At 75.0% G+C, this 22,562-nt stretch carries 17 protein-coding genes; 7 read left to right on the top strand and 10 right to left on the bottom strand.

The window, feature by feature from the left end; translation table 11 throughout:
• Position 1: 1 nt before the first annotated feature.
• From K7G61_RS08000 to K7G61_RS37265, 4 genes are all read right to left on the bottom strand, one after another.
• Entirely contained in the window at positions 2-1,603 is a 1,602-nt protein-coding gene (locus K7G61_RS08000; protein ID WP_225845979.1) for a nitroreductase family protein, read from the bottom strand.
• Between the two features lie 178 nt (positions 1,604-1,781).
• Positions 1,782-3,830 (bottom strand): TOMM precursor leader peptide-binding protein, encoded by a 2,049-nt coding sequence (locus K7G61_RS07995; protein WP_225845978.1) that lies wholly within the window; start codon positions 3,828-3,830, stop codon positions 1,782-1,784.
• Complete coding sequence (locus K7G61_RS07990) at positions 3,820-6,396, bottom strand: TOMM precursor leader peptide-binding protein (RefSeq protein ID WP_225845977.1); 2,577 nt, start codon at positions 6,394-6,396, stop codon at positions 3,820-3,822. Before K7G61_RS07990 ends, K7G61_RS07995 begins: the two co-directional genes overlap by 11 nt.
• A gap of 2 nt (positions 6,397-6,398) precedes the next feature.
• On the bottom strand, positions 6,399-7,793 hold the full coding sequence (locus K7G61_RS37265) for a BTAD domain-containing putative transcriptional regulator (RefSeq protein ID WP_374204085.1): 1,395 nt from the start codon (positions 7,791-7,793) through the stop codon (positions 6,399-6,401).
• A gap of 657 nt (positions 7,794-8,450) precedes the next feature.
• Here K7G61_RS37265 and K7G61_RS07980 point away from each other — a divergent pair.
• Positions 8,451-9,188 (top strand): hypothetical protein, encoded by a 738-nt coding sequence (locus K7G61_RS07980; RefSeq protein WP_225845976.1) that lies wholly within the window; start codon positions 8,451-8,453, stop codon positions 9,186-9,188.
• Here the strand turns inward: K7G61_RS07980 and K7G61_RS07975 are convergent.
• Both K7G61_RS07975 and K7G61_RS07970 read right to left on the bottom strand, forming a co-directional pair.
• A complete protein-coding gene (locus K7G61_RS07975) occupies positions 9,178-10,941 on the bottom strand; it encodes an AMP-binding protein (protein ID WP_308190608.1) in 1,764 nt (587 codons plus the stop codon). The two genes, K7G61_RS07980 and K7G61_RS07975, sit on opposite strands and share 11 nt — an antisense overlap.
• 41 nt (positions 10,942-10,982) lie before the next feature.
• A complete protein-coding gene (locus K7G61_RS07970; protein ID WP_225845975.1) occupies positions 10,983-12,665 on the bottom strand; it encodes an AMP-binding protein in 1,683 nt (560 codons plus the stop codon).
• Positions 12,666-12,784: 119 nt separating this feature from the next.
• Here K7G61_RS07970 and K7G61_RS07965 point away from each other — a divergent pair, with 119 nt between their 5' ends.
• From K7G61_RS07965 to K7G61_RS07955, 3 genes are all read left to right on the top strand, one after another.
• Complete coding sequence (locus tag K7G61_RS07965; RefSeq protein ID WP_225846103.1) at positions 12,785-13,627, top strand: LuxR C-terminal-related transcriptional regulator; 843 nt, start codon at positions 12,785-12,787, stop codon at positions 13,625-13,627.
• A gap of 166 nt (positions 13,628-13,793) precedes the next feature.
• Positions 13,794-14,453 (top strand): LysE family translocator, encoded by a 660-nt coding sequence (locus K7G61_RS07960; protein WP_225845974.1) that lies wholly within the window; start codon positions 13,794-13,796, stop codon positions 14,451-14,453.
• Between the two features lie 197 nt (positions 14,454-14,650).
• Positions 14,651-16,192, top strand: a complete 1,542-nt coding sequence (locus K7G61_RS07955; protein ID WP_225845973.1) for an MFS transporter — start codon at positions 14,651-14,653, stop codon at positions 16,190-16,192.
• A gap of 191 nt (positions 16,193-16,383) precedes the next feature.
• Here K7G61_RS07955 and dmpI read toward each other — a convergent pair whose 3' ends face one another.
• Positions 16,384-16,566: a 4-oxalocrotonate tautomerase DmpI gene (gene dmpI / locus K7G61_RS07950; RefSeq protein WP_225845972.1), complete on the bottom strand. Its 183-nt coding sequence runs from the start codon at positions 16,564-16,566 to the stop codon at positions 16,384-16,386.
• 148 nt (positions 16,567-16,714) lie between these two features.
• Complete coding sequence (locus K7G61_RS07945; RefSeq protein ID WP_225845971.1) at positions 16,715-17,674, bottom strand: LysR family transcriptional regulator; 960 nt, start codon at positions 17,672-17,674, stop codon at positions 16,715-16,717.
• Positions 17,675-17,809: 135 nt separating this feature from the next.
• Between K7G61_RS07945 and K7G61_RS07940 the strand changes: the two genes are divergently transcribed.
• Positions 17,810-18,322: a hypothetical protein gene (locus K7G61_RS07940; protein WP_225845970.1), complete on the top strand. Its 513-nt coding sequence runs from the start codon at positions 17,810-17,812 to the stop codon at positions 18,320-18,322.
• Positions 18,323-18,528: 206 nt separating this feature from the next.
• Positions 18,529-19,572, top strand: a complete 1,044-nt coding sequence (locus K7G61_RS07935) for an oxidoreductase (protein WP_225845969.1) — start codon at positions 18,529-18,531, stop codon at positions 19,570-19,572.
• Between the two features lie 97 nt (positions 19,573-19,669).
• On the opposite strand, the gene K7G61_RS07930 is transcribed toward K7G61_RS07935, so the two are convergent.
• Positions 19,670-20,296, bottom strand: coding sequence for a TetR/AcrR family transcriptional regulator (locus K7G61_RS07930; protein ID WP_225845968.1), 627 nt, complete (start codon positions 20,294-20,296; stop codon positions 19,670-19,672).
• A 105-nt stretch (positions 20,297-20,401) separates the two neighbouring features.
• Here K7G61_RS07930 and K7G61_RS07925 point away from each other — a divergent pair, with 105 nt between their 5' ends.
• Positions 20,402-21,595, top strand: a complete 1,194-nt coding sequence (locus tag K7G61_RS07925) for an NAD(P)/FAD-dependent oxidoreductase (RefSeq protein WP_225845967.1) — start codon at positions 20,402-20,404, stop codon at positions 21,593-21,595.
• Here K7G61_RS07925 and K7G61_RS07920 read toward each other — a convergent pair.
• A complete protein-coding gene (locus tag K7G61_RS07920; RefSeq protein WP_225845966.1) occupies positions 21,586-22,551 on the bottom strand; it encodes a methyltransferase domain-containing protein in 966 nt (321 codons plus the stop codon). The genes K7G61_RS07925 and K7G61_RS07920 overlap by 10 nt on opposite strands.
• Positions 22,552-22,562 lie beyond the last annotated feature (11 nt).

Here is a 22,562-nt window from a genome sequence, read left to right as displayed (position 1 = left end):
CTCACACGATCTCGTGGCGGAAGTCGGCCGGGCGCGGCCCTTCGTGGCCGATCATCATGGTCAGCAGCGGGATCTCGCCCGTCTCGGCCAGCCCCAGCTCCTCGGTGTACGAGACGGCGTCGAAGCCGAGCGCGACACCGCAGGCCAGGCCGGCCGCGGCGCAGGCGGTGTAGACGGCCTGCGAGATGCCGCCGACGACGGCGTTCACCAGGCGGTAGCCGCGGTCTCCGACCGCGTCGAGCACGGCGTGGGTACGGGCGGCGGGCACGATCACCGCGGCGGCCTGCTCCAGGTTGTAGTTCGCCAGGAAGTAGTTGCGCTGCAGGAACGCTCCCGGCGCGCCCGCGCGCAGCAGCCGCAGCGAGCGGTCGGCGCGGTCGTAGAGGTACACGCCCTGGTCCACGGCGGCGACATGGTTGACGAACACGTACAGCCGGGTCAGCGGCGCGGCGCCGGGCGTCTCGGTGTCGCTGCCGAGCGAGCCGGCGGCGTCGGCGGCGGCGAGGACGGTGGACAGCCCCGCCGCCGGCAGCGGCAGTGCCGCCTGGAACCGGCCGAAGCTGCTGCGCCGCGCCCGCAGCGCGTCCCGTACGGCGGCGTGCAGCGGTTCCGCCGGGGGCAGCGGCGTCCGCTCGCCCCCGGGGTCCGCGGGCTCGGCCAGGACCTTCGCCAGTGCCTGGGGCGCGGGCCGCTCGGCGGCTCCTTCCAGCGTGGCCGCGTGCATCGCCGTCACCGTCCCGAAGGCCACGACCCGAGAGGACCGCTCCTGGTCGCGGTGCCGCACCCGGACCGCCTCGCGGCCCGCCGCGGGCGCTTCCCCGGTCCCGGGCTCCTCCGGCCGGTCCGCCTCCCACCGCAGCGGCACCACGGCGAACACGCCCTCCTCCTCGGGCGTGAGGCCGAGCAGCCGGCCCAGGCGCGGCTCGTCGAACCACAGCACGGGGCCCAGCGGCAGGCCGTGCGCGCGGGCCCACAGGCGCCAGGTCTGCAGCAGGGCTCCGGTGTCCATGGTCACGACGTGGTAGGCGAAGCTGTTGTACTTGAAAGCGTTCTGCCAGAAGCGGACGCCGAGGACGAGGAACTGCCGGTGGCCGCGGGCGGGTTCGCCGACGGCCGCGCGGACCTCGGGGGTGACGTCGCCGACGAGCAGGCGGCGCAGTTCGTGGTGGCGGGTGTCGTAGTAGTGGACGCCCGGGGTGAGCGGGCCGCCGGGGCCGGTGACCCAGTGGACGCCGACCGGGTACAGACCGCCGCCGGAGGCGGTGCCGCGCGACCAGTTGGCCTGGGTGTACATCGGGAGCGTGCCGAGGTCGGAGTTGGCCTGCACCGCGAGCCTGCGGCCGACCAGCCCGTACGAGTCGCGCAGCATCGCGGCCAGCAGCGGCAGCGTGAAGGATCCCGTCCCCTCCGGTCCGTGCAGCCCGCGCTGCACGGTGGCCGCCGGGTCGGGCGCCGGGTCGGCAGGCAGCGGGAAGGCGTCGGCCGCCGGGAAGTGCTTGCCCTTGCGCGGCCGGTCGGCCCAGTCGGGCACCCAGTCGGCGGGCTCCATGGGATACCGGCCCCGCCGGACGATGGCGGTCGCGTAGTCATGGGCGAATCCCACGGTGGTCCTTTCTTCCGCTCGTGTCTGCCGCGGTGCTCGGTTCGTCGTGTCGGGTCGTGTCGTGTTGGGTCGGGCTGGGTCGTGTCGGGCCGGGTGCGCGGGTGGCCCGGGCGGGGCGGGTGGTTGCCGGCCGGCCGCGGGGCGTGGTCGTGCCGGTCGTGCCGGTCGTGCGCGGGAGCTACGGGAACGGGTGCGGGGCCGGGTTGAGGTCGGCCGGGCCCAGTTCGCCGGGCCGCAGCCCCGCCTCGGCCAGGGCGCGGCGGGTGCGGGGCATGTGCGGGGCCCGCTGCCGGGACCAGCCGAAGTCGATGGGCAGCAGGCCGGGCACGATCACCCCGGCGGTGTGGAACCCGAGCCGCCGCTGCTCGGGCGTGGTCTGGTCGACGACGATCACGTCGAAGCCGGCCCGGGTGACCGCCCGCACGCAGGCCACGACGTCGTCGCGCGTGTCGCCACCGGGCCGGACCGTGTCGCGCGCCAGGGCGGCCGGGGTCAGCAGCGGCGGCCGGTCCTGGCGCAGCAGGAAGTCGGCGTACCCGGCCATCTCGGGCAGCCCGTACAGCAGCGGGTGGTCGTGCAGGACGCTCACCCGGGAGAAGTCCGCGGCCATCGCGCGCAGCCGGGGCAGGTCCCGTACCGTCCTGCGGCGCAGGTTGACCGCGTCGGTGGCGATCTCGCACAGCCCGGCTTCCAGGGCGGCCTCCGGGTCGAGGCTCGCGCCCGCGCCGAAGCAGAGGCGGCCGAGGCCGCCGTCCTCGCGCTCGGCGACGGCGGTGACCACGGGGACGGGGAAGGTGACGCGCGTGTCGAAGAAGCGGGCCCGGTAGCCGTACATCGCCAGCCGGTCGATCATCGCGCGCGTGCCGGGGCGCCGGCTCGCCGTCGCGTCGATCTCGACCAGGGGCGCCCGCCCGTACCAGGCGAGCAGGAAGGCGTCGCGCTCGATGACCTCCATCAGGCCGAAGTAGACGGCTTCGGCGAGGGTGCCGCCGGAGGCGCAGCCGTTGGAGCTCTCCTGGACGAAGCGGTTCGCCAGGCCGCCGGGGGCATGGTAGTAGGCGATGATCTCCGGTACGAGCAGGGGCCGCTCGTCGCGCAGGGACCAGCCCCGGACCCACGGGATCGGGCGGGCGGGGTCGAAGGGGCGTACGCCGGGCTCGGCCAGGTGGAACTCCCGCGGGTACAGCCCGCATTCGCGCGGGTCGAGCGCCTGGTCCCGGATGTCGTCGTACGCCGCCGTGACCGTGGTGCGCCGCCCCCGCGGCCGCATCCCGGCGAACCGCTCCAGCCCCTCCAGCAGCCCGACCCGCACGCTCGACCGGTAGCGCGGGGTGTGGCCACCCCAGAAGCACTCCCGCAGGTAGTCGCCCGAGCGCAGGAAGAACGAGCCCACCGCGGACGACGTGGAGCCCGACACCAGGTCCGGCACCACGGACGGCCCCAGCATCCCGGCCGCCGGGTTGACGAAGGCCTCCAGAGGCACGTCGTAGTCGTCGGCGGGCCGCGACCGGAAGCCACCGGGCTCGCGCTTGGGTGAACTCTCCAGGAGCACTCGGGCGTTCGTCGCGCTGTCGGCCGGCAGGTCGCCGCACGCCGGGCATTCCGCGTCGGGCACGACGGCGAACCTGGTGACGGCCAGGGTCTCCGCGTCGACGAGAAAGGCGTACGGGAAGCGGCTGCCGGTGGCGGGCCCCTCCTCGGCCGGCGCGCGCTCGGCGGCGCGCTGAGCGGCGATGACGGCGGCCAGCGCGTCGGTGACGAAAGGGACCGCCCAGGGCGGGACGCCCGCCGGGGCCGTCGCCGCGCCGCGTTCGAGCGCCTCGCGCAGGGCCCGGGTGCGCACCGCCTGCCAGCGCCGCACCAGGCAGCGGGCGCAGGCGGGCCGCCCGCCGGACCCGAAGGGGCCGACGAGGACGTGGTGGCCGTAGACGTGGACCCCGGCGGGCCGCGCGTCGGGTCCGGCCGCCAGCTCGTCCCGCAGGCCGAGCGACGCGACCACCAAGTCCGTGCCGGGCGACCCGACCACCAGGTCCGTGCCCGGCGACCCGACCACCGGATCCGTGCCCGGGGGTACGGTCCCGGGTCCGCCCGCGGCCCGCGGCGGCCGGGCGGTGAGACCGGCGAGGGCCGAGGCGAGGGCCGACTCGACGGCGGCGGCGAGTCCGGGCGCCGGCGGGTCCGCGACCGCGGCGGCGGCCGGGGGCCGGTCGCGCAGCTCAGTGGACATCGGCCGCGCCGCCCTCGGTGAGCAGGACCCGCGTCACGTACAGCCGCCCGGCGGCCAGGTCGGGCGCGGCCACGGGCGCGGCGAGTACGTCCCGTCCTGCGGCCCGCAGCCGCTCGGCGAGGCCGGGCCAGAATCCGGCGGGAGCGGGCCGCGCGGAACCCGTCGCGGGGAGCGGGGCCCGCTTCACCCCCGCGTCCGGCAGCAGCGCCGTCACCGGGACCTCGGCGGTGGGCGTCAGCGCGGCCGGGGCGAGGTCCTTCAGGAAGGGGTCGCCGGGATCGAAGCCGCCGGGTGCCTGGGGGTCCTGGGCGACTTGGTGGGCCCCGAGGAGGTCGCGGACGGCTTCGAGGGCGGCATCGCGCCAGCGGTGCCCGGCGGCGGCCGACCAGTGCCAGTCGCCCGTGGCGGGATCGGCCGCGCGCGCCAGGACGACGGGGGCGGGCCGCTGCTCCGGGGCGCCGATGTCGAGGATCTCCAGGGCGACGCCGAGGTTGGCGGCGCAGCGGACGAGGAAGGTGAGTTCGGGGTCGCCCGCGGCTTCCAGCCCCGCGGGGTCGACGGCCGCCACCCGTACCCGCCCGTGCAGGGCGTGGCGCAGGGTGTCGTGGGCGAGCGCGGTCAGCACCGCGCGCGCGGTGGCCTCGGCCGGCGTGCCGCCCGCGCCGGTTCCCGCGGCGGTGGGCTCCACCAGGCGGTCGCGGTTGGCCGGGCCGAAGGGGCGCAGGGCGGCCGCCGGTACGAGGACGCTCCCGCCGTCCAGCAGCGAGGTGGCGAGGTGCCAGGCGGTCACGGGGGCGTCGCTCACGCCGCCGGCGACGCTCAGCACCTCCACCCCGGCCTTCTTGCGCCCGGCCGTCCCGGAGTCGGCGGCGGTGAGCGGTACGGGCAGCGGCACCACGTGCTCGGCGTAGACCTCCGCGGCCCGGTGGAGGGCGCGCAGCCGGGCCCCCGCCACGTGATGGACGTCGAAGGCGGTGATCCGCCGGGTGCCCCCGTGGCCCGTGCTGAGCTCGACGGTGCTCACCTTGAGCGGTGTCTGCGCCCACGTCTCGTCGGCGAACCGCCGGAAGACCCCCGAGGCGGGCTGGACGAGGACGGACCGGTCGGTGATCTCCGCGAGGGCGGCCCGGGCGAGGTCCTCCTCGGCGGGTCCGGCCGACGCGGCCTCGGGGTCGGCGGACGCCGCCTCGGGGTCGGCCGGAGAGGAGCCGGGGGCGTCGGTACCGGGCCGGGGGCCTTCTGCAGCGGACTTGCGGGCGCCCGTACCGGAGCCAGGGCCGTCGGCGCCGGACCCGGAGCCTTCCGTACCGGAGCCGAAGCCTTCCGTACCCGAGCCGAGCCGGGCGAGCGGGACCACCGCGGTGGCCGGGGCGTCGTCCCGGCCACCGCAGTGCGGACAGCGGGGGTGCGCGAGCAGCGGCTCGGCGACCGTGTCGAGCGAGTCGAGGTCCTGGACGACGAGCCGGCCGTCGGTCTCGGGGGTCAGCGCCCCGGTGGTGAGGCGGAACACCTCGTAGCCGAGCAGGTTGCCGACCATCGCGGCGAGCGGCCCGCGCGGGGCGCGGGACGTGTCCGTGCCGCCTCCCCCGCGTGTGCCGCCCGGGCCGCCCGGGCCGCCCGTGGCCAGGGAACTCCACAGGTCGGCGGCGTGCGCCGGGTCGGCGTTGGCGCCCAGCCGCAGTGCCGCGCAGGTCCAGCAGCCGGTCGAGCCGTGCCGCATGAGCGGGCCGACGACGACCGAGCCGCCGAACCCCCACGCGGGCACGAGCATCCTGCCCTCGGGAACGCCGTGGGCGAGTGCCGCGGTCTGGGCGGCAGCGTGCTCGCCGGTGACCAGGACGACGTCGTAGCCGTCGAGTTCGGCCCAGCCGTATCCGCCGGGAGCGGTGGGGGCGTCGAGGAGGCGCAGGCCGACCGGGCAGTCCTCGTCGTTCAGCGCCCGCGCCTCGGCGGCGAGTTCGGCGAAGCCGTTGCCGGGGGCGTCGAGGGCGGCCGGTACCGCGACGGTCGCGCAGCCGTTGCGCACCAGCGACAGCGCCGCCCAGCGGGCGAGCGGGCCCTCCCCGAGGACGGCCACCCGGGTGGTGCGGAAGCGCAGGAAGCGGGCGGCGGCGTCGTCCGCGTAGTGGTCGACGTAGTCGATCTGGGGGGCGAAGCGGCGGGCGACGGCCGGCTCGGGGGCGGGCGCGCCGGGCGCGGGCGGCACGGCGTCGCGCGCGAAGCCACGCGCGTAGAGAGTGCCGACGAGACGGGTGACCATCGCGCGCTGCTTGTCGCCGAGCCCCGCGCACAGGTCGGCCACGGTGTGCTCACCGGTCAGGTGCGGCACGATGAGCTGCGCGAAGCGGTACGCCGAGGGCATCACCACGCTGAAGCCGCCCCGCGCGTTGTGGAAGTGCACGCCGGTGGGCGTCTGCGTGTAGAGGACGTCGCGGCGGATACGGGGGCGGGTCCCGGCGATCCGTTCGTAGGCCCGCGCCTGCTGCCGCGCGGCGTCGCCGGGGGCGTGGTCGGCCCCCGGCCCCGAGTCGGCCTGCTGCTCGGCCGGTGACACCAGATCAGTCACGCTCACGCCTCCGTCGGGTGCAGTTCCACGGCGCCGGGCCGGGGGGTCGGGGTAGGGGTGCGGGCGGGGGGCGCCGCCGTGCGGGCGCCGACGCCCTCGGCCGCGGCGGCACGGGTGAACACCCGCAGCAGTTCGTGCATGCGGTAGTGGCCGCGGGGACCCTCTTCGAGCAGGCCGGCGCCGACCAGGCGGTCGAGGACGCCCTCGCCGGGCAGGAGTGCCGCGTCGGCGGCCGGGTCGGCGGGACCGCCCGTACCACCTGCGCCGCCCGTACTGCCCGTACCGCCCGCGTAGGCCTGACGGGATTCGGGGCAGGGACGCGGGCCGGGGTCGGACTCGGGCCCGGGGCCGTAACCGGGACCGGGCCCTGGACCGCATTCGCCGGGGTCCTGGGCGGATACGGATCCGGGCCCGGCGCCGGCGGTCGCGGACGCCGGGCCGGCGGGCGGCGGCGCGAGGTCCCCGCCGCCGGGCGCCGGGGGCCGCGTCCGGCCGGGGGAGCCGCGCGAAGAGCTCCGGGCGGCTGGTCGCGGCGGGTCCGCGCCCGGGCCGGGGTCCGCCTCGCCCCGCAGGATGGCCAGTTCCAGACGCTGCAGGGCCGGGCCGGGGTCGACACCGAGCTGTTCGGCCAGCAGCGCCTTGAACCTGCGGTATTCCGCGAGGGCCTCCGCGCGGCGGCCGGTGCGGTGCAGGGCCTCCATGAGCTGCTCGGTGAACCGCTCGTCGAGCGGGTGGGCGCGGGCGGCGGGCCAGATCTCGGCGAGCGCCTCGCGGTGGCGGCCGCGGGCGAGTTCGAGGTCGAAGACGCGGTGGATGGCCCGCCGCCATTCCTCGTGCAGGCGCGGCACCTCGTCGCGGTGCAGCAGTTCGGAGGGCACATTCGCCAGCAGCGGGGGCTGCCAGAGCGCGAGGGCGGCCCGCAGCAGGGCGAGTTCCTTTTCCGGCTCGGTGCCCGGCGCGGAATAGGCACGGTCCAGGAGTTCCCGGAACTCGACCAGGTCGAGCGTCCGCGCGTCCGCGGTCAGCCGGTAACCGCCGGGCACTGCCTCGATCGCATTGCCCGCCACCCCGTATTTACCGAACAACCGCCGAAGACGCAGGACGCAGCTATGCAATGCGGATTTCGCCTGGGCCGGCGTACCGTCGCCCCAGATGACGCGCTGCAGGAAATCGGCCGATACCACGGAATTCGCCCGGAGCAGCAATGCCGCAAGCAGCGCGGCCGGCCGGGAGGGCTGCAGCACCACGCAGTCCCGCCCGTCGGCCAGGGTCAGCATGCCCAGGACGGTGAACCTGGTGCGCCTGCCGCCAAGGGCCTGCTCATCGGCATCTGCCGAGGTCAGCCCGGCATTGTCGGCGTCGTGCGAACTGTCTGTGAGCGCATTGGTCCACACCACCCACTCCACCGTCCCCGTTGCCCCGTAATGAACGGCCGACAGCGCGGCGACGGTGCACCGGGCTCGGTGAAAGGCCTGGTCAAGACCTCACCAATCGGCGATCACGAACGACAGTACGGCGCGCGCTTTACCTTGTCCAGAGCAATGGCGCGCCCTTTCGCCGGGATCCCGGAATTGCCGGATCGACATGCCCGCAAACGTGATCACGGATCCGCAAACGGGACACACCGGACGGACCGGCTCCGGTACAGCGCAGATCAATCGGACATACTTCGCAGGATTACGGCGGTGTGAATGTCGATTTTCCGCCGGGCGACCGGGAGCGGACTTTTCCCTCGGCCGACCCGGGTTATGCGGCCGGGCGCCGGCCGATTTCCCGGCGCACCCCTGCGCGCACCCCCGCGCGTACCCCGGAGCACCCGTGCCCGGCCCGTCTGCGGGTGCCGGGCGCCCGCCGCCGTACCGCCGGGCGGTTCACCCTCAGGAGTGATTCAACATCCCTCCGCACCAGGGTTTCTGAGGCTCCGTCAGCGTGGCGCGCGTCACGGAGTGTCCGGGTCCGGTCACAGGGCCGCGAACTTCCTGCACTATGGAGGGGACGAATATTCACCTGACACTTCAGTGACACGGTGCCACCGCCGACCGGGGGTTCGAGCCATGGCAGAGAGCGTGCTGGTGCGCTGTCCGGCCTGCGGCCGGGAACATCGCTACACGGCCCCGACCTTTCCGTGCGCCTGCGGCACGCCACTGTCGCCGCCGGTGCTGCTCGGCGGGCTGCCGGTGGAGGTGCGGCACCGCTCCTGGGAGGATTCCTGGGTGCGGTTGCGCTGCCCGGACTGCGGCCGCGACGACGACTGGCCGCAGCCGGAGTTCGACTGCTCCTGCGGCGCGCTGGTGCGGCTGCCGGTGCAGGGCGACGCCGTCGACGGAGGGGAGCCGGTGCCGGTGGCCCACGACAGGGCGCCCGTACCGACCGGGCAGGCGCCGCCCCCGCCGACGTCCCGCCCGCCTTTCCGGCCGGTCACGATCCGCACCGCGCGCGACGCGCTGACCGCCGCCGCCCAGTACCTGAAGTGGCTGGGCTTCGCGGGTGTGCGGCTGGCCGGGGACCGCACGGCCTCGGGCATCGACCTGCGCGGCGACGGCATGGTCGCGCAGGTGGACCCCACCACGCGGCCCACCCCGCTGCGGGACGTGGAGTGCCTGTGGCTCAACTGCGCCAGCGAGGACGCGACCGGCGCCTTCTTCTCGCTGGCGGGGTACGCCCACGACGCCCGACTGCGCGCCGACCAGTTGTGCGTGCCGCTGTTCGTCATGGACCTCACCGGCACCCCGCAGCCGGTCAACGACGCCGCCGACGAACTGATCCGGTCCGGTCCGGTCCTCAACCGCTGACCTCCGCGGCCCCGGCGTTCGCTGCCCCGGCCGCCACAGCCCCGGCCGCCACAGCGCCGGCGTCCACAGCGCCGGCGTCCGCGTCCCTCGCGTTCGCGGCCCTCGTGTCCGCCGTCCCGTCCGCCCCGGACCGCCCGGCCTCGAACTGCGCGCGCAGTTCCACCTTGCGGACCTTGCCGCTGACCGTCATCGGGAAGGCGTCCGTGATCCGCAGGTGGCGTGGGACCTTGAAGTGCGCGAGCCGGTCCCGGCAGAAGGCGGTCAGTTCCTCCAGGGTGGGCGGGTCGGCCGGGTCCCGGGGGATGACGCAGGCCAGGATCTCCTCGCCGTAGTGGTCGTCGGGCACGCCCACCACCTGTATGTCGGCGACCTTGGGGTGGGTGTGGAGGAACTCCTCTATCTCCCTGGGGTACACGTTCTCGCCGCCCCTGAGGATCACGTCCTTGATGCGGCCGACGATGGCGAGGTAACCGTCGTCGCGCATCACGGCCAGGTCGCCGGTGTGCATCCAGCGGCCGGCGTCGACGACTTCCGCGGTGCGTTCCGGCTCGTCCCAGTAGCCCAGCATCACCGAGTAGCCGCGGGTGCACAGTTCACCCGCGGTGCCGCGGTCCACGGTGACGCCTGTCGTAGGGTCCACGACCTTCACCTCCAGGTGCGGCAGCACCCGGCCGACGGTCTCCGTGCGGTGTTCCAGGTCGTCGTCGCGCCGGGTCTGGGTGGACACCGGGGACGTCTCGGTCATCCCGTACGCGATGGACACCTCGGCCATGTGCATCTCGGCCATGACCCGCTTCATCACCTCCACCGGGCACGGCGAGCCGGCCATGATGCCGGTGCGCAGCGAGCTGAGGTCGTAGGAGGCGAAGTCGGGCAGGTTGAGCTCGGCGATGAACATGGTGGGCACCCCGTACAGCGAGGTGCAGCGCTCCCGTTCGACCGCGCGCAAGGTGGCCGCCGGGTCGAAGGACGGGGCGGGGATGACGATGCAGGCGCCGTGCGAGGTGGCGCCGAGGTTGCCCATGACCATGCCGAAGCAGTGGTAGAAGGGCACCGGCAGGCAGATCCGGTCCTGCTCGGTGTAGCCGACGGTGCCGCCCACGAAGTAGCCGTTGTTGAGGATGTTGTGGTGGGAGAGGGTGGCGCCCTTGGGGAACCCGGTGGTGCCGGAGGTGTACTGGATGTTGACCGGCTCGTCGCAGCTCAGCTCGGCCTCGCGGGCGGCCAGGTAGCCGTCCTCCATGCCGGCGCCGTCGGCGATCAGGCGGTCCCACTCCGGGTCGCCGATGTGGAGCACCTCGCGCAGCCGCGGGCACTCGGGGCGGACGGCCGCGGCCATCGCGCGGTAGTCGCTGCCGCGGTACTCGGTGGAGGCGATCAGCACCTCGATGCCGGACTGGTCGAGGACGAAGGCGAGTTCGTGCAGCCGGTAGGCGGGGTTGATGTTGACCATGATCGCGCCGAGCCGGGCGGTGGCGTACTGGACGAACACCCACTCGGGGCAGTTGACCGCCCAGATGCCGACCCGGTCGCCCTTGCCCACCCCGTGGGCCGCCAGGCCCAGCGCGACCTCGTCGACCGCCCGCCCGAACTGCTCGTAGGTCCACCGGCGCCCGCCGGGCACGTCGACCAGTGCCTCCCGATCCGCGTGTGCGGCGATGGCGCGGTCGAGGTTGCGGCCGATGGTGTCGCCGAGCAAGGCGGTGCTCCCGGTTCCGTGCGCGTACGAGGGTGCGGGGCGCCGGGCCGGTATCCGGCCCGGCGCGCCGCGGCGTATGTCCGAGGTCTCCGAGGTCACCGGTAGTCCTCCTCGTGGAATTCCGCGCTTCCGTCGTGCATGGTCTTCTCGCGCAGTTCGATCCGGCGGATCTTCCCGGACACCGTCTTGGGCAGCTCGGCGAACTCCAGCCGCCGGATCCGCTTGTACGGGGCGAGCAGCGCGCGCGAGTGCGCGAAGATCGCCTTGGCGGTCCCGCCGTCGGGCGGCCAGCCCTCGGCGAGCACCACGTACGCCTTGGGGACCGCCAGCCGCAGCTCGTCGGGCGCGGGCACCACCGCGGCCTCGGCGACGGCCTCGTGCTCCAGCAGCGCGCTCTCCAGCTCGAACGGCGAGATCTTGTAGTCCGAGGACTTGAACACGTCGTCGCTGCGGCCCACGTAGGTGATGTAGCCGTCGGCGTCGCGGCGGCCGATGTCGCCGGTGCGGTAGTAGCCGCCGCCCATGGCCTCCTCGGTGAGCTCCGGTGTGCCCGCGTACCCGCTCATCAGGCCGACCGGGCGCTCGGCGAGGTCGAGGCAGATCTCGCCCTCGTCGGCGGGCAGGCCGCTGACCGGGTCGAGCAGGGTGACCGTGTAGCCGGGGGTCGGGCGGCCCATGGAGCCGGCCTTGACCAGTTGGCCGGGGGTGTTGGCGACCTGGACCGCGGTCTCGGTCTGTCCGAAGCCGTCCCGGATCAGCACTCCCCATACGCGCTTGACGTGCTCGATGACCTCGGGGTTGAGCGGCTCCCCCGCCGCGACGGCCTCGCGCGGCGGCGTGCGCAGGGCGCCGAGGTCGGCCTGGATGAGCATCCGCCACACGGTCGGCGGGGCGCAGAAGCTCGTCACCCCGCAGCGGTCCATCTCGGTCATCAGCCGGGCCGGGTCGAACCGGGTGTAGTTGTGCACGAAGACGGTCGCCTCGGCGTTCCACGGCGCGAACAGGCTCGACCAGGCGTGCTTGGCCCAGCCGGGCGAGGAGATGTTGAGGTGGACGTCGCCGGGGCGCAGCCCGATCCAGTACATGGTGGCCAGGTGCCCGACGGGGTACGAGGTGTGGGTGTGCTCGACCAGCTTGGGCTTCGCGGTGGTGCCGGAGGTGAAGTACAGCATCAGCGGATCGTTCGCGCCGGTGACGCCGTCGGGGGTGAAGACGGGTCCCGCGCCGTGGAGGTCCGCGTACGGCAGCCAGCCCGGCACCGGCTCGCCGACCGCGACGCGCGTGTACGTCCCGGGCACCTCGGCGAACTTCTCCGCGTCGGCGGACCGCGCGACCACGTGGCCGACCCCGCCGCGCTCGATGCGGTCGCGCAGGTCGGCCGGGCCGAGCAGCGGGGTCGCGGGCACCATGACGGCCCGCAGCTTCATCGCCGCCAGCGCGGTCTCCCACAGCTCGGTCTGGTTGCCCAGCATCACCAGCACCCGGTCGCCGGCCGCCACGCCGTGCGCGCGCAGGGCGTTCGCCACCCGGGAGGAGCGCTCGGCCATCTCCCGGAAGGAGGTCCTGGCCTCGGTGCCGTCCTCCTCGACGATCCACAGGGCGGCGCGCTCCGCGGTCGCGGGGTCCGAGGCGATGACGTCGAACCAGTCGAGCGCCCAGTTGAAGGCCTCGGGCCGCGGCCAGCGGAACCCGTCCCTGGCGGCGGCGTAGTCCTCCCGGTGCGCCAGCAGGAAGTCCCGGGCGGCCCGGAATGCCCCGGTCGCGTCCGATCCCGCCATGTGTCCTCCTCCTCGACGGACTCTGAGTAGCATCGTGCGGGAGTGACCTGGGTCTCACTACCCCCGGACGGGGGTGAGGAGGTGTGGTGGTGGACGGCGCGCGCGGCGATGCCATCGAGATGCGGGCGGCTCTGCTGCGGATGCGCAGGTCAGGGTTGCTCCCGGTGGCCTTCGGCGGCCTGCTGCCGAGCGATCTCGGCCACCCCGCGCGGCAGTTCAGGATCACCGAGCTGTCGGGGACGGCCACCGAGTCGCTGCGGGGGCTCGCCATCACGACCGGTAACGGGCTGGGCGGCAAGACCATGGCGATGGCCCGGCCGTACTCGGTCACCGACTACGCCTCCTCGCGGGTGATCAGCCACGAGTACGACCCCGCGGTCGCGTGCGAGGGCCTGCGGTCGGTGCTCGCGGTCCCGATCGTGGTCCACCGCCGGGTGCGCGGAGTGCTGTACGGGGCGCTGCGGGTGCCGTACTCGCTGGGCGACCGCCCGCTGACCGTGGCCCTGGACGCCGCCCGCGAACTGGAGCAGGCGCTGGCCGTGCGCGACGAGGCGCACCGGCTGCTGTCCTACGCCCAGCAGCCGCTCACGGCGGACCCCCGGGCCTGGGAGGAGGTCCGCGAGACGCACGCGGAACTGCGCACGCTGGCCACCCGTATTCCCGACGCGCACCTGCGGCAGGAGTTGCTGACCGCCTGTGCCCGGCTGGCCGCCGCGGCGGCGCCCAAGCACGACGCGCCCCGCCCGCCCGTCCACTCCCCCGCGCCGGCCCATCTGACCCCGCGCGAACTCGACGTGCTGTCGGCGATCGCCTCCGGCGCCACCAATTCCGCGGCCGCGACCCGGCTGCGGCTGCGCCCGGAGACGGTCAAGAGCTATCTGCGCTCGGCGATGCGCAAGCTCGGCGCGCACACCCGCCTCGAAGCCGTCGTCGCGGCCCGCCGCGCGGGCCTGCTCCCCTGAGACCGGCCCCGCTTCCCTGACGCCCGTACCCCGCCTCTCCTCGGACCGGCACGTGCGCGTGGCGCCGTAGGCGGACGGCCGCCCGGATATTCGGCGGCGCCGGCCCGCGGGCCGGGGATACGCTCGCCGGCACGTCGGGACCGGGTGGGGAAGAAGGGTGGAGCGCATGTCCGTCGACCGGGTGCTGGGGTTCGCGGCGATGTCACTCGTGCTGGTGCTGATTCCCGGCCCGAGTGTGCTGTTCGTACTGGGCCGGGCGCTGGCGCACGGGCGCCGGGTCGCGCTGGGCAGCGTAGTGGGCAACGCGGCCGGCGCCTACGTGCTGGCCGCGCTGGTGTCGGTGGGGCTCGGCGAGGTGGTCGCGCGCTCGGTGGCGGTGTTCGTGGCGCTGAAGCTGGCGGGCGCGGCGTATCTGGTGTTCCTCGGGGTGAGGGCGTGGCGGCACCGGAGCGAACTGGGCCTGGGCGAGGTGCCGGCGGGGGACGGCGGGGCGGCGGACCGCGAAGGGCCGCGTGATCTGCGGGTGCTGTGGGAGGGGTTCGTGGTCGGCGTGACCAACCCCAAGACGATGGTGTTCTTCGCGGCCGTGCTGCCGCAGTTCGTGGACCGCGGGGCGGGGCGGGTGCACGAGCAGATGCTGCTGCTGGCGCTGGTGTTCACGGTGATCGCGCTGGCCTGCGACAGCATGTGGGCGGTGGGCGCGTCGGCCGCCCGCTCCTGGTTCGCGAAGTCCCCCCGCCGCCTGTCGGCGGTGGGCGGTACGGGGGGCCTGGCGATGATCGGCCTCGGCGTGGCCGTGGCGGTCACCGGCCGCGCGGACTCCTGAGCCGCCCGGCCGCCGGGAAAGCAGCAGCCGGGAGCACTGGTCCGGCGGGTCGGCCGGGGTGTGAGGAGACGCACACCCCGGCACCCAGCGAAACGTTTGCGTTTCGATACGGGAGCCCCTACCGTCAGTGGAGTACGAAACCGTTTCGTTCATTGACGGCAGCACACGTACCCCGTCCCACCCCAGGAGCGCGTCCCATGTCTCAGTCCACCACCGGGCAGCGGGTCGGCGAGGCCCGCACCGCGCCCGATCTGCCGGCCGCCCGGCCCGGGCGGAGCGAACCGGCCGCCGGCGCCGAGAAGCCCGGTCACCGCTGGTGGGTGCTCGGCGTCATCGCCATAGCCCAGCTGATGGTCGTCCTCGACGCGACCGTCGTGAACATCGCCCTCCCCTCCGCCCAGCACGCCCTCGGCTTCAGCGACGGCAACCGGCAGTGGATCGTCACCGCGTACTCCCTCGCCTTCGGCAGCCTGCTGCTGCTCGGCGGGCGGCTGGCGGACCTGATCGGCCGCAAGATCGTGTTCCTGGTCGGCGTCGTGGGCTTCGCGGGCGCCTCCGCGCTGGCCGGCGCCGCGCAGAACTTCGAGGTGCTGGTCTCCGGCCGCGCCCTGCAGGGCCTGTTCGGCGCGCTGCTCGCACCGGCCGCGCTGTCCCTGCTCAACGTGACCTTCACCGACGCCAAGGAGCGCGCCAAGGCGTTCGGCATCTACGGCGCCATCGCGGGCGCGGGCGGCGGCATCGGCCTGCTGCTCGGCGGCGTGCTCACCGAGCACCTGAGCTGGCGCTGGACCCTCTACGTCAACCTGGTCTTCGCCGTCGTGGCCTTCGCCGGCGGCCTGGTCTTCCTGCGCAGGGGCGTCCCGGCCGAGCGGCCCAAGCTGGACCTGCCGGGCACCGTGCTGGTCACCACCGGCCTGTTCGGCGTGGTCTACGGATTCTCCAACGCCGAGACCCACCACTGGGGCTCCCCGATGACCTGGGGCTTCCTGCTCGGCGGCGTGGCTCTGGTGGCCGCCTTCGGCTGGTGGCAGACCCGCGCCGCGCACCCGCTCCTGCCGCTGCGCGTGCTGCTCGACCGCAACCGCGGCGCCTCGTTCGCCATACTGGCGATCTCCGGCGCCGGGATGTTCGGCGTCTTCCTCTTCCTGACCTACTACCTGCAGCTCTCGCTGCACTACAACCCGGTCAGCACCGGTCTGGGCTTCCTGCCGATGATCGGCGCGCTGATGGTCGCCGCCCAGCTCGTCACCAACTGGCTGCTGCCCAGGCTCGGCCCGAAGCCGATCGTGCCCCTGGGCATGGCCATGGCCGCCGGTGGCATGGCCTGGCTGACCGCGCTCGGTCTGCACAGCACCTACGCCGCCGACGTGCTGCCGCCGCTGATCGTCATCGGCTTCGGCCTGGGCCTGGTGATGCCGGCCGCGATGAGCGTGGCCACCGACGGGATCGGCGCGGACGACGCGGGCGTGGCCTCGGCAGCGGTGAACACCATGCAGCAGGTGGGCGGTTCGATCGGCACCGCGCTGCTGAACACGCTGGCCGCGAGCGCCGCCACCCACTACCTGTCCGGCAGGCGCCCCTCCCCCGGGGTCGTGGCGCAGGCCCAACTGCACAGCTACTCCACCGCCTACTGGTGGTCGGCCGCCTTCTTCGCGGTCGGCGCGCTGCTGGCCCTGGCGATGTACCGCAGGGGCCGCGTCCAGCCCGCCGAGGAGGGCGTGCAGCCCGTCCACATGTGACGGCCGTCCCTCCTGCCCCGGTACGCCCCGGTGCCGCTCCGAGCGGAAGCGGCCCCGGGGCCATGGGGGCCGGAAGCCGGGTCATCGTGGGGACGGGACACCCGGCCGCCACCGGCCCCCGCCACAGCCGCCCTGCCGGCGCGCCCCCGCGCGCCCCGGCAGGGCGGCTTCGCGCCGCCGGCGGCCACCGGCTACTTGTCGGCCACGAGTGTGCCGGCCGCGCCCCAGCTGTCGGCGGGGACCTCGTGGATCCAGACCTGCACGGTCTCGGCCGGGATCCGGTAGGCGTCCACGAAGGCGTCGGTGATCCTGCGGACCAGCTCCCGCTTCAGCTCGACGGTGCGCGGACCCTGCTGGACGGTCACGATCGGCATGACGAACTCCCTTGTCAGCGGCGGTTCCTCCGGTCCTTCCGGCCCGCCGTGGGGTTGCGTTCACAGTCCACCGCGCGCGGCGGCCCGGACCAAGAAGCAGTCCGCGAGGGCAGCGATCACGGATCGAGATGGCCGCGGCGGGAAGAAGTCAGCGGTCGGCGGCGGCCCGGCAGGCGCGCAGCAGCGCGCGTACCGCCGGGGACGTTCCGCCGCGGGCCACCGCGAGGCCGGTGGTCAGCGCCAGGCCCGCGCCGCGCAGGGGCAGGAAGGCGACCCGGGGGACGTTGAGCCGGTCGGCCTGCGAGGCGTAGACGACCGTCCACACGGCGGTGCCCGCGCCGATCGCGGCCAGGCTGTCGTGCAGCGAGCCGCCGGACAGCCCGGGCACGGGCTCGAACCCGGCGTCATGGCACGCGTTCACCACCAGGTCGACCAGCGGCGGGTTGACCCGCCGGGCGACCAGGCGCAGCGGCAGCGCGGCCAGATCGCGCAGTTCCACGTCCGGCCCCACCGCCAGGGGATGGCGTGCGGGCAGGACGGCGACCAGCGGGTCCGGCCACAGCGGCAGGACGCGCACACCCTCGACATCGACGCCGAGGTCGAGGTCGGAACCGGGGCCGCCGGGCTCGGACCCGGTCCCGGGAGAGGACGGCTCGCGGCGCGCCCTGCCCCGTACGAAGGCCGCGTCCAGCGCGCCCGAGGCGACCTGCGCGAGACGGTCGCGGGTGGCGGCCGAGACGAGTTCCACCGCCACGTCCGGGGCGAGGGCGGTGAAGGCGTCCAGGACGCGGTCGAGGTGGCTGCCCAGGCCGGTGCTGGTGCCCAGCCGCAGCGTACGGGTCCGGGCGCCGGCGAACTCCGCGACCGCCGCGCGGGCCCGGTCCTCGGCCGCGAGCACGGCCCGCGCCTCGGGCAGGAAGCGGGTGCCGGCCGGGGTGAGGCGGACGTGGCGCGGGGACCGGTCGAACAGGTCCGTGCCCAGTTCCCGCTCCAGGCGCCGCACCTGCTGGCTGACCGCCGACTGCACGATGTGCAGCCGCTCCGCGGCCCGCCCGAAGTGCAGCTCCTCGGCGACGGTCACGAAGTACCTGAGCTGGCGCAGTTCCACCCGGCGATCGTACGGAACCGGGCATGCGGGTGCTTTTGGCGGTGCGGCACCGCCGCGTCACGCCGTGGCGGGCCGTGCGGCGCGGCACCCTTCAAGGACCCCGGTCCGGCAGTCACCCGGAAGGCGGCGCCCGCCATGAACCTCCCCGTCCGCACCCTCCCGCGCCTGCTGTGCTGCCTGGGCCTGCTGCCGGGGCTCGCGCCGGGATCACTGCCGGGCGGCCCGCCGGCCGCGGGCACCCCCGCCGTCCTCAGCGCGCGGGTCACCCCGCTCGACGCGCGCGCCCGGGCGGGTCGGAACGCCGACTTCGTGCTCACCGTCGCCAACACCGGTACGGCCGCGGCCCGGCGGGTGCGGGTGCTGATCGACGACGGCGCCGAGGGCGACCCGGCGGGTTCCCCCGACGGGCGCTGCCTGGGGCGGCTCGGCCCGGGTTCACCGGCCGACCTGTGGTGCGAACTGGACGGCCTCGCGCCGGGCCGGACCGCCACGGTCGGGGTCCACGCGTACATGCGGCACTGCGTACGGCTCGACCCCGCGAGCTCGCTGCCGTGGCTGCGCGCGCCCGCCTTCTTCTGGCGGCTGGAGTACGAGGACGCGTCCGGCGTCCGGTCGGTCGCCGAGCCGACGCCCCGCTGGAGTTGCTGAGGCGGGGCAATGCCGACAGACCTTTGTCGTCGCCCTGTCGCAGTGCCGCCGGACGTTCCTTGACACCGCCTCAGCCGGTGGGCGACCGTGAGGATCAGGACAACTCGTCAGCTCGTCAGCCGTGCACGACTGCTCAGCGCGCTTCCCGGCCACCGAAGGCGTGGCCCCGGGCCACGCCCCACCGGACACGTACACGAGAGGCCGACATGCCGTCCGACAATCCCGCCGGCGACCCCGCCGGCCCCTCCGGCGCCGCCGGCATGGAAGCCGCGCCCTTCAGCACGCGCTTCGCCGTGCCGGAAGGCTGGGGCGCGCACCGGATGCCCGACATGACCGGGCGGCTGGCGGTGGTCACCGGGGCGAACACCGGGCTCGGCCTGTGCACGGCCAGGGAACTGGCCAGGGCCGGGGCCGACGTGGTGCTCGCGGTACGCAGCCCGGCGCGGGGCAAGGCGGCGGCCGCCTCGATCATGCAGGCGGCACCGCGGTCCCGGGTGGAGGTGCGGCGGCTCGACCTCGCGGACCTGGCGTCCGTACGCCGGTTCGCCGACGGCTTCCTCGACGCCTATCCGGCGCTGGACGTGCTGGTCAACAACGCGGGGATCATGGCGCCGCCGTACCGGACCACGGCCGACGGCTTCGAGTCGCAGTTCGGCACGAACCACCTCGGGCACTTCGCGCTGACCGGGCGGCTGATGCCCGCGCTGGCCGCGGCCACCGCGGCGCGGGTGGTCACCGTCAGCAGCGACCTGCACTCCCTGGGGCGGCTGGACTTCCACGACCTGCAGTCACGGCGGCGGTACCGCAGGCTGCGCGCGTACGGGACCTCCAAGCTCGCGAACCTGCTGTTCACCGCCGAGCTCGACCGGCGGGCCGCCGCCGCGGGGCTGCCCCTGCGGGCGTACGCCGCCCACCCCGGCTTCGCCGCCACCTCCCTCACCCTCACCGGCCGGTCCGCCCCGGTCCGCCTGCTGATGACCGTCCCCAACACACTCGTCGCCGTCAGCCCCGCCCAGGGCGCCGTCCCCCTGCTGTGCGCGGCGGCCCTGCCCGACCTCCCCGGCGGCGTCTTCCTCGGCCCGGGCAGCCGCTCGGGCATGCGCGGCTCGCCGGCCGTCCTCGTCCCCAAGGACAACGCCCGCGACCGTCCGACCGCCGTCCGCCTGTGGGAGGTCTCCCAGTCCCTCACCCAGGTCGTCTACGACTTCGCGGCCACCGGCCGCGGCGCCCGCCCGGCTCCTCGGAGCTGAACGCGGGCGGTTCCGGGCCGGGCCCGGGTTCTCCGGTGGCCGCGGCTGTTCCGGCCGGCCGCCGGACCGCGTCCCGTCAGCCGGTCAGGACGGCCGCTCAGCCGGTCAGGACGGCCGCGAGCGCGGGCGCGTAGAGCCGCTCGATCTCGTCCGGGGTCAGGCCGGCCGCGGCCGGGAAGCGCACGAGGTTGCGGGACAGCAGCAGGCCCAGGAGCTGCGCGGCGACGAGGGCGGCCCGGGCCGGGGCGTCGGGGCCGGACATCACGGCGCCGAGCGCGGGGGCGACCTGCCGGGCGAAGATGTCCCGCATCCGGGCGGCGGCCTGGTCGTTGGTGACCGCCGAGCGCAGCAGGACGGCGAGGGCCTCGTCGGGCGGCTCGCCCTCCCAGCGGGACAGGAAGTGCCGGACGAGCAGGGCGGGCAGCCGGTCGGCGGGGACGCCGCGCAGGTCGGGCAGGTTGAGGTCGACGTCGAGAGCGGCGTCGAAGAGCTGCTCCTTGCTGCCGAAATACCGCATGACCATCGAGGCGTCGATGCCCGCGTCGGCCGCGACACCGCGGATGGTGGTGCGCTCGTAGCCCTGCCGGGCGAACCGGGTGCGCGCGGCGCCGAGGATGGCCGCCTTCGTGGCCTCCGCGGTACGGCGGGGCCGGTCGGCGGCCGGGTGTCCGGTCGGGCTTCCGGTGGGGTCTCCGGCGGGGCGGTCCATGGGGTCGGCCTTCATGCCAACAACTGTAGGCCAACAACCGTTGACACACCAGCGCGCACGGCGCACGATAGTCAACGAGCGTTGGCCAACACGCGTTGGCCCCTAACGGAGGAGACCGCCATGACCGCTCGCCCCGCCCACGACCTCGCCGCCCTCCCCGCCCTTGATGCCCTCCCCGCCGTCCCCGATCTTCCCGCCGAGTGCACCGTGGCCATCGTCGGCGCGGGCCCCACCGGCCTCGCGCTGGCCGTCACGCTCGCCGAGGCCGGGGTGGACTTCGTGCTGCTCGACAAGCTCGCCGAGGGCGCCAACACCTCGCGGGCCGCCGTCATCCACGCCCGCACCCTGGAGGTCATGGACAGTCTCGGCGTCTCGAAGCCCCTGCTCGAACAGGGCCTGCGGTTGGACCGCTTCGCCCTGCGCGAGGGCAGCCGCGCGCTGGTCCGCCTGTCCTTCGAGAAGCTGCCGACCCCGCACCCGTACGTCCTGATGGTCCCGCAGTGCGACACCGAGGCCGTGCTGCGGGAGCGGCTGCGGGAGCTCGGCGGCGACGTCCACCGGCCGTACGAGGTCACGGGGGTCGTGCAGGACCCGGACGGCGTCACCCTCACCACCGCGGACGGCGCCACGCTGCGGGCCAAGTACGCGATCGGCACCGACGGCATGCACAGCGTCGTACGCGAGGCGGCCGGCGTCGGCTTCACCGGCAGCGCCTACGAGGCGTCCTTCGTCCTGGCCGACCTGCGCATGGACTGGCTGCCCGGCCGCGCCGAGGTGTCGCTCAACCTGCACCCCGACGGGATGGTCGTCGTGGCCCCGCTGCCCGACGACCGGATCCGCGTCGTGGCGGCGGCGGACCCCGCCACCGTGCCGTCCGAGCCCGACCGCCACTACATGCAGCGACTGTTCGACACCCGGCTGCCCGGCCAGGGCCGGGTGGACTCGGTGGTGTGGAGCTCCCGGTTCCGGGTCCACCACCGCGTCGCCGACTCCTACCAGGCCGGGCGCCTGCTGCTGGCCGGTGACGCGGCGCACGTGCACAGCCCGGCGGGCGGCCAGGGCATGAACGTCGGCATCCAGGACGCCTACGCCCTCGGCCGGGCCATCGCCGAGGGCCGTCCCGAGTCGTACGGACCCCTGCGGCGGCCGGTCGCCAAGCGGGTGGTGGCCTTCACCGACCGGCTCACCCGCATGGCGACGATGGCGCCGGGACCGGCCCGCACCGCCCGCAACGCGGTGCTGCCGGTCCTGGGCCGGGTGCCGGCCTTCCGCCACCGGATCGCCCGCGAACTGTCCGAGCTGAACTACCGCTGAGGTCCGCCGGACTCCCCGGCCCCCGGCTTCACGGCGGTCGCCTTGAGGAACGTGTACTGGAAGGTGCCGTCCTCCTCGGCGGTGCGATACAGCTCGGCGATGCCCCGGTCGAAGTCGGCGGCCGTGCTCAGGCCCGCGGCGAGCGCCTCCTCGCGCACCGCGGCGACCATCGGGGTGAACGTCAGCCGGGTGAAGCCCTCCGCCAGCGCGGGCCGGCTGCGGTCGGCGCAGACCGTACGGGGCTCGGCCCGCAGCCGCGTGAAGCCCGCGGCGGCCAGCAGCGGTACGACCTGACGGCCCATCAGCGCGTTGCCGCCGGCCGCCGCCTGCAGGCGGACCTGGTGGCCGATCACCGCCTCGGCGTAGGCACCGGCCGGATGGAAGAACGCGGAGCCGTGGTCCCCCTCGATCACGGTGATCGTCCCGCCGGGCCGCAGCACCCGCCGCAGCTCCGCCAGCGCGCCGGCCGGAGCGGCGAGGTGCTCCAGCAGGAAACAGACGAAGACGTGGTCGAAGTGGTCGTCGGGGAACGGGAGCCGGCGGACGTCGGCCCGGTACCACTCCACGCCGCCGCCCCCGGCGGACCCCCGCCCGCCCAGCCGAGTCCTGGCCCTGGCCAGCGACTCGGCGTCCATGTCCACGGCCACGACACGCGCCCCCGGACTCGCCGCCACCAGGTGCGCGGTCTGCGCGCCCACCCCGCACCCGGCCTCCAGCACCCGGCTCCCCGGCGGATACGCCGTTCCCTCGTGGAGCAGCGCGGCGAGCGTGTCGGCCTGGTCGGCCAGGCGCCGGCTCTCGCGCTCGGAGTAGCCGTGCACGTACGGGGCGGCGGTGGAAGCGGCGGGAGCGGAACCGGCCGGGGGCGAATCGGTGACGGCGGAATCGGTGAGGGCGCGACCGGTGAGGGCGGAATGTGCGGGGGTGCGGTCGGCTGGGGCGGGGTGCGTGGTCATGCGGCCCAGCC

Source organism: Streptomyces sp. HPF1205 (assembly GCF_020400825.1).
Classification (GTDB): Bacteria; Actinomycetota; Actinomycetes; order Streptomycetales; family Streptomycetaceae; genus Actinacidiphila.
The sequence above is the reverse complement of the archived record's forward strand: the minus strand, read 5'-3'. Positions and strand labels throughout refer to the sequence as shown.

Coding starts and splice junctions, on each gene's coding strand:
- K7G61_RS07970 (WP_225845975.1), bottom strand. CDS start 12,665: ATGGCGGGATCGGACGCGACCGGGGCATTCCGGGCCGCCCGGGACTTC.
- K7G61_RS07930 (WP_225845968.1), bottom strand. CDS start 20,296: ATGAAGGCCGACCCCATGGACCGCCCCGCCGGAGACCCCACCGGAAGC.
- dmpI (WP_225845972.1), bottom strand. CDS start 16,566: ATGCCGATCGTGACCGTCCAGCAGGGTCCGCGCACCGTCGAGCTGAAG.
- K7G61_RS07980 (WP_225845976.1), top strand. CDS start 8,451: ATGGCAGAGAGCGTGCTGGTGCGCTGTCCGGCCTGCGGCCGGGAACAT.
- K7G61_RS07920 (WP_225845966.1), bottom strand. CDS start 22,551: ATGACCACGCACCCCGCCCCAGCCGACCGCACCCCCGCACATTCCGCC.
- K7G61_RS07965 (WP_225846103.1), top strand. CDS start 12,785: ATGCGGGCGGCTCTGCTGCGGATGCGCAGGTCAGGGTTGCTCCCGGTG.
- K7G61_RS07995 (WP_225845978.1), bottom strand. CDS start 3,830: ATGTCCACTGAGCTGCGCGACCGGCCCCCGGCCGCCGCCGCGGTCGCG.
- K7G61_RS07925 (WP_225845967.1), top strand. CDS start 20,402: ATGACCGCTCGCCCCGCCCACGACCTCGCCGCCCTCCCCGCCCTTGAT.
- K7G61_RS07940 (WP_225845970.1), top strand. CDS start 17,810: ATGAACCTCCCCGTCCGCACCCTCCCGCGCCTGCTGTGCTGCCTGGGC.
- K7G61_RS07935 (WP_225845969.1), top strand. CDS start 18,529: ATGCCGTCCGACAATCCCGCCGGCGACCCCGCCGGCCCCTCCGGCGCC.
- K7G61_RS07955 (WP_225845973.1), top strand. CDS start 14,651: ATGTCTCAGTCCACCACCGGGCAGCGGGTCGGCGAGGCCCGCACCGCG.
- K7G61_RS07960 (WP_225845974.1), top strand. CDS start 13,794: ATGTCCGTCGACCGGGTGCTGGGGTTCGCGGCGATGTCACTCGTGCTG.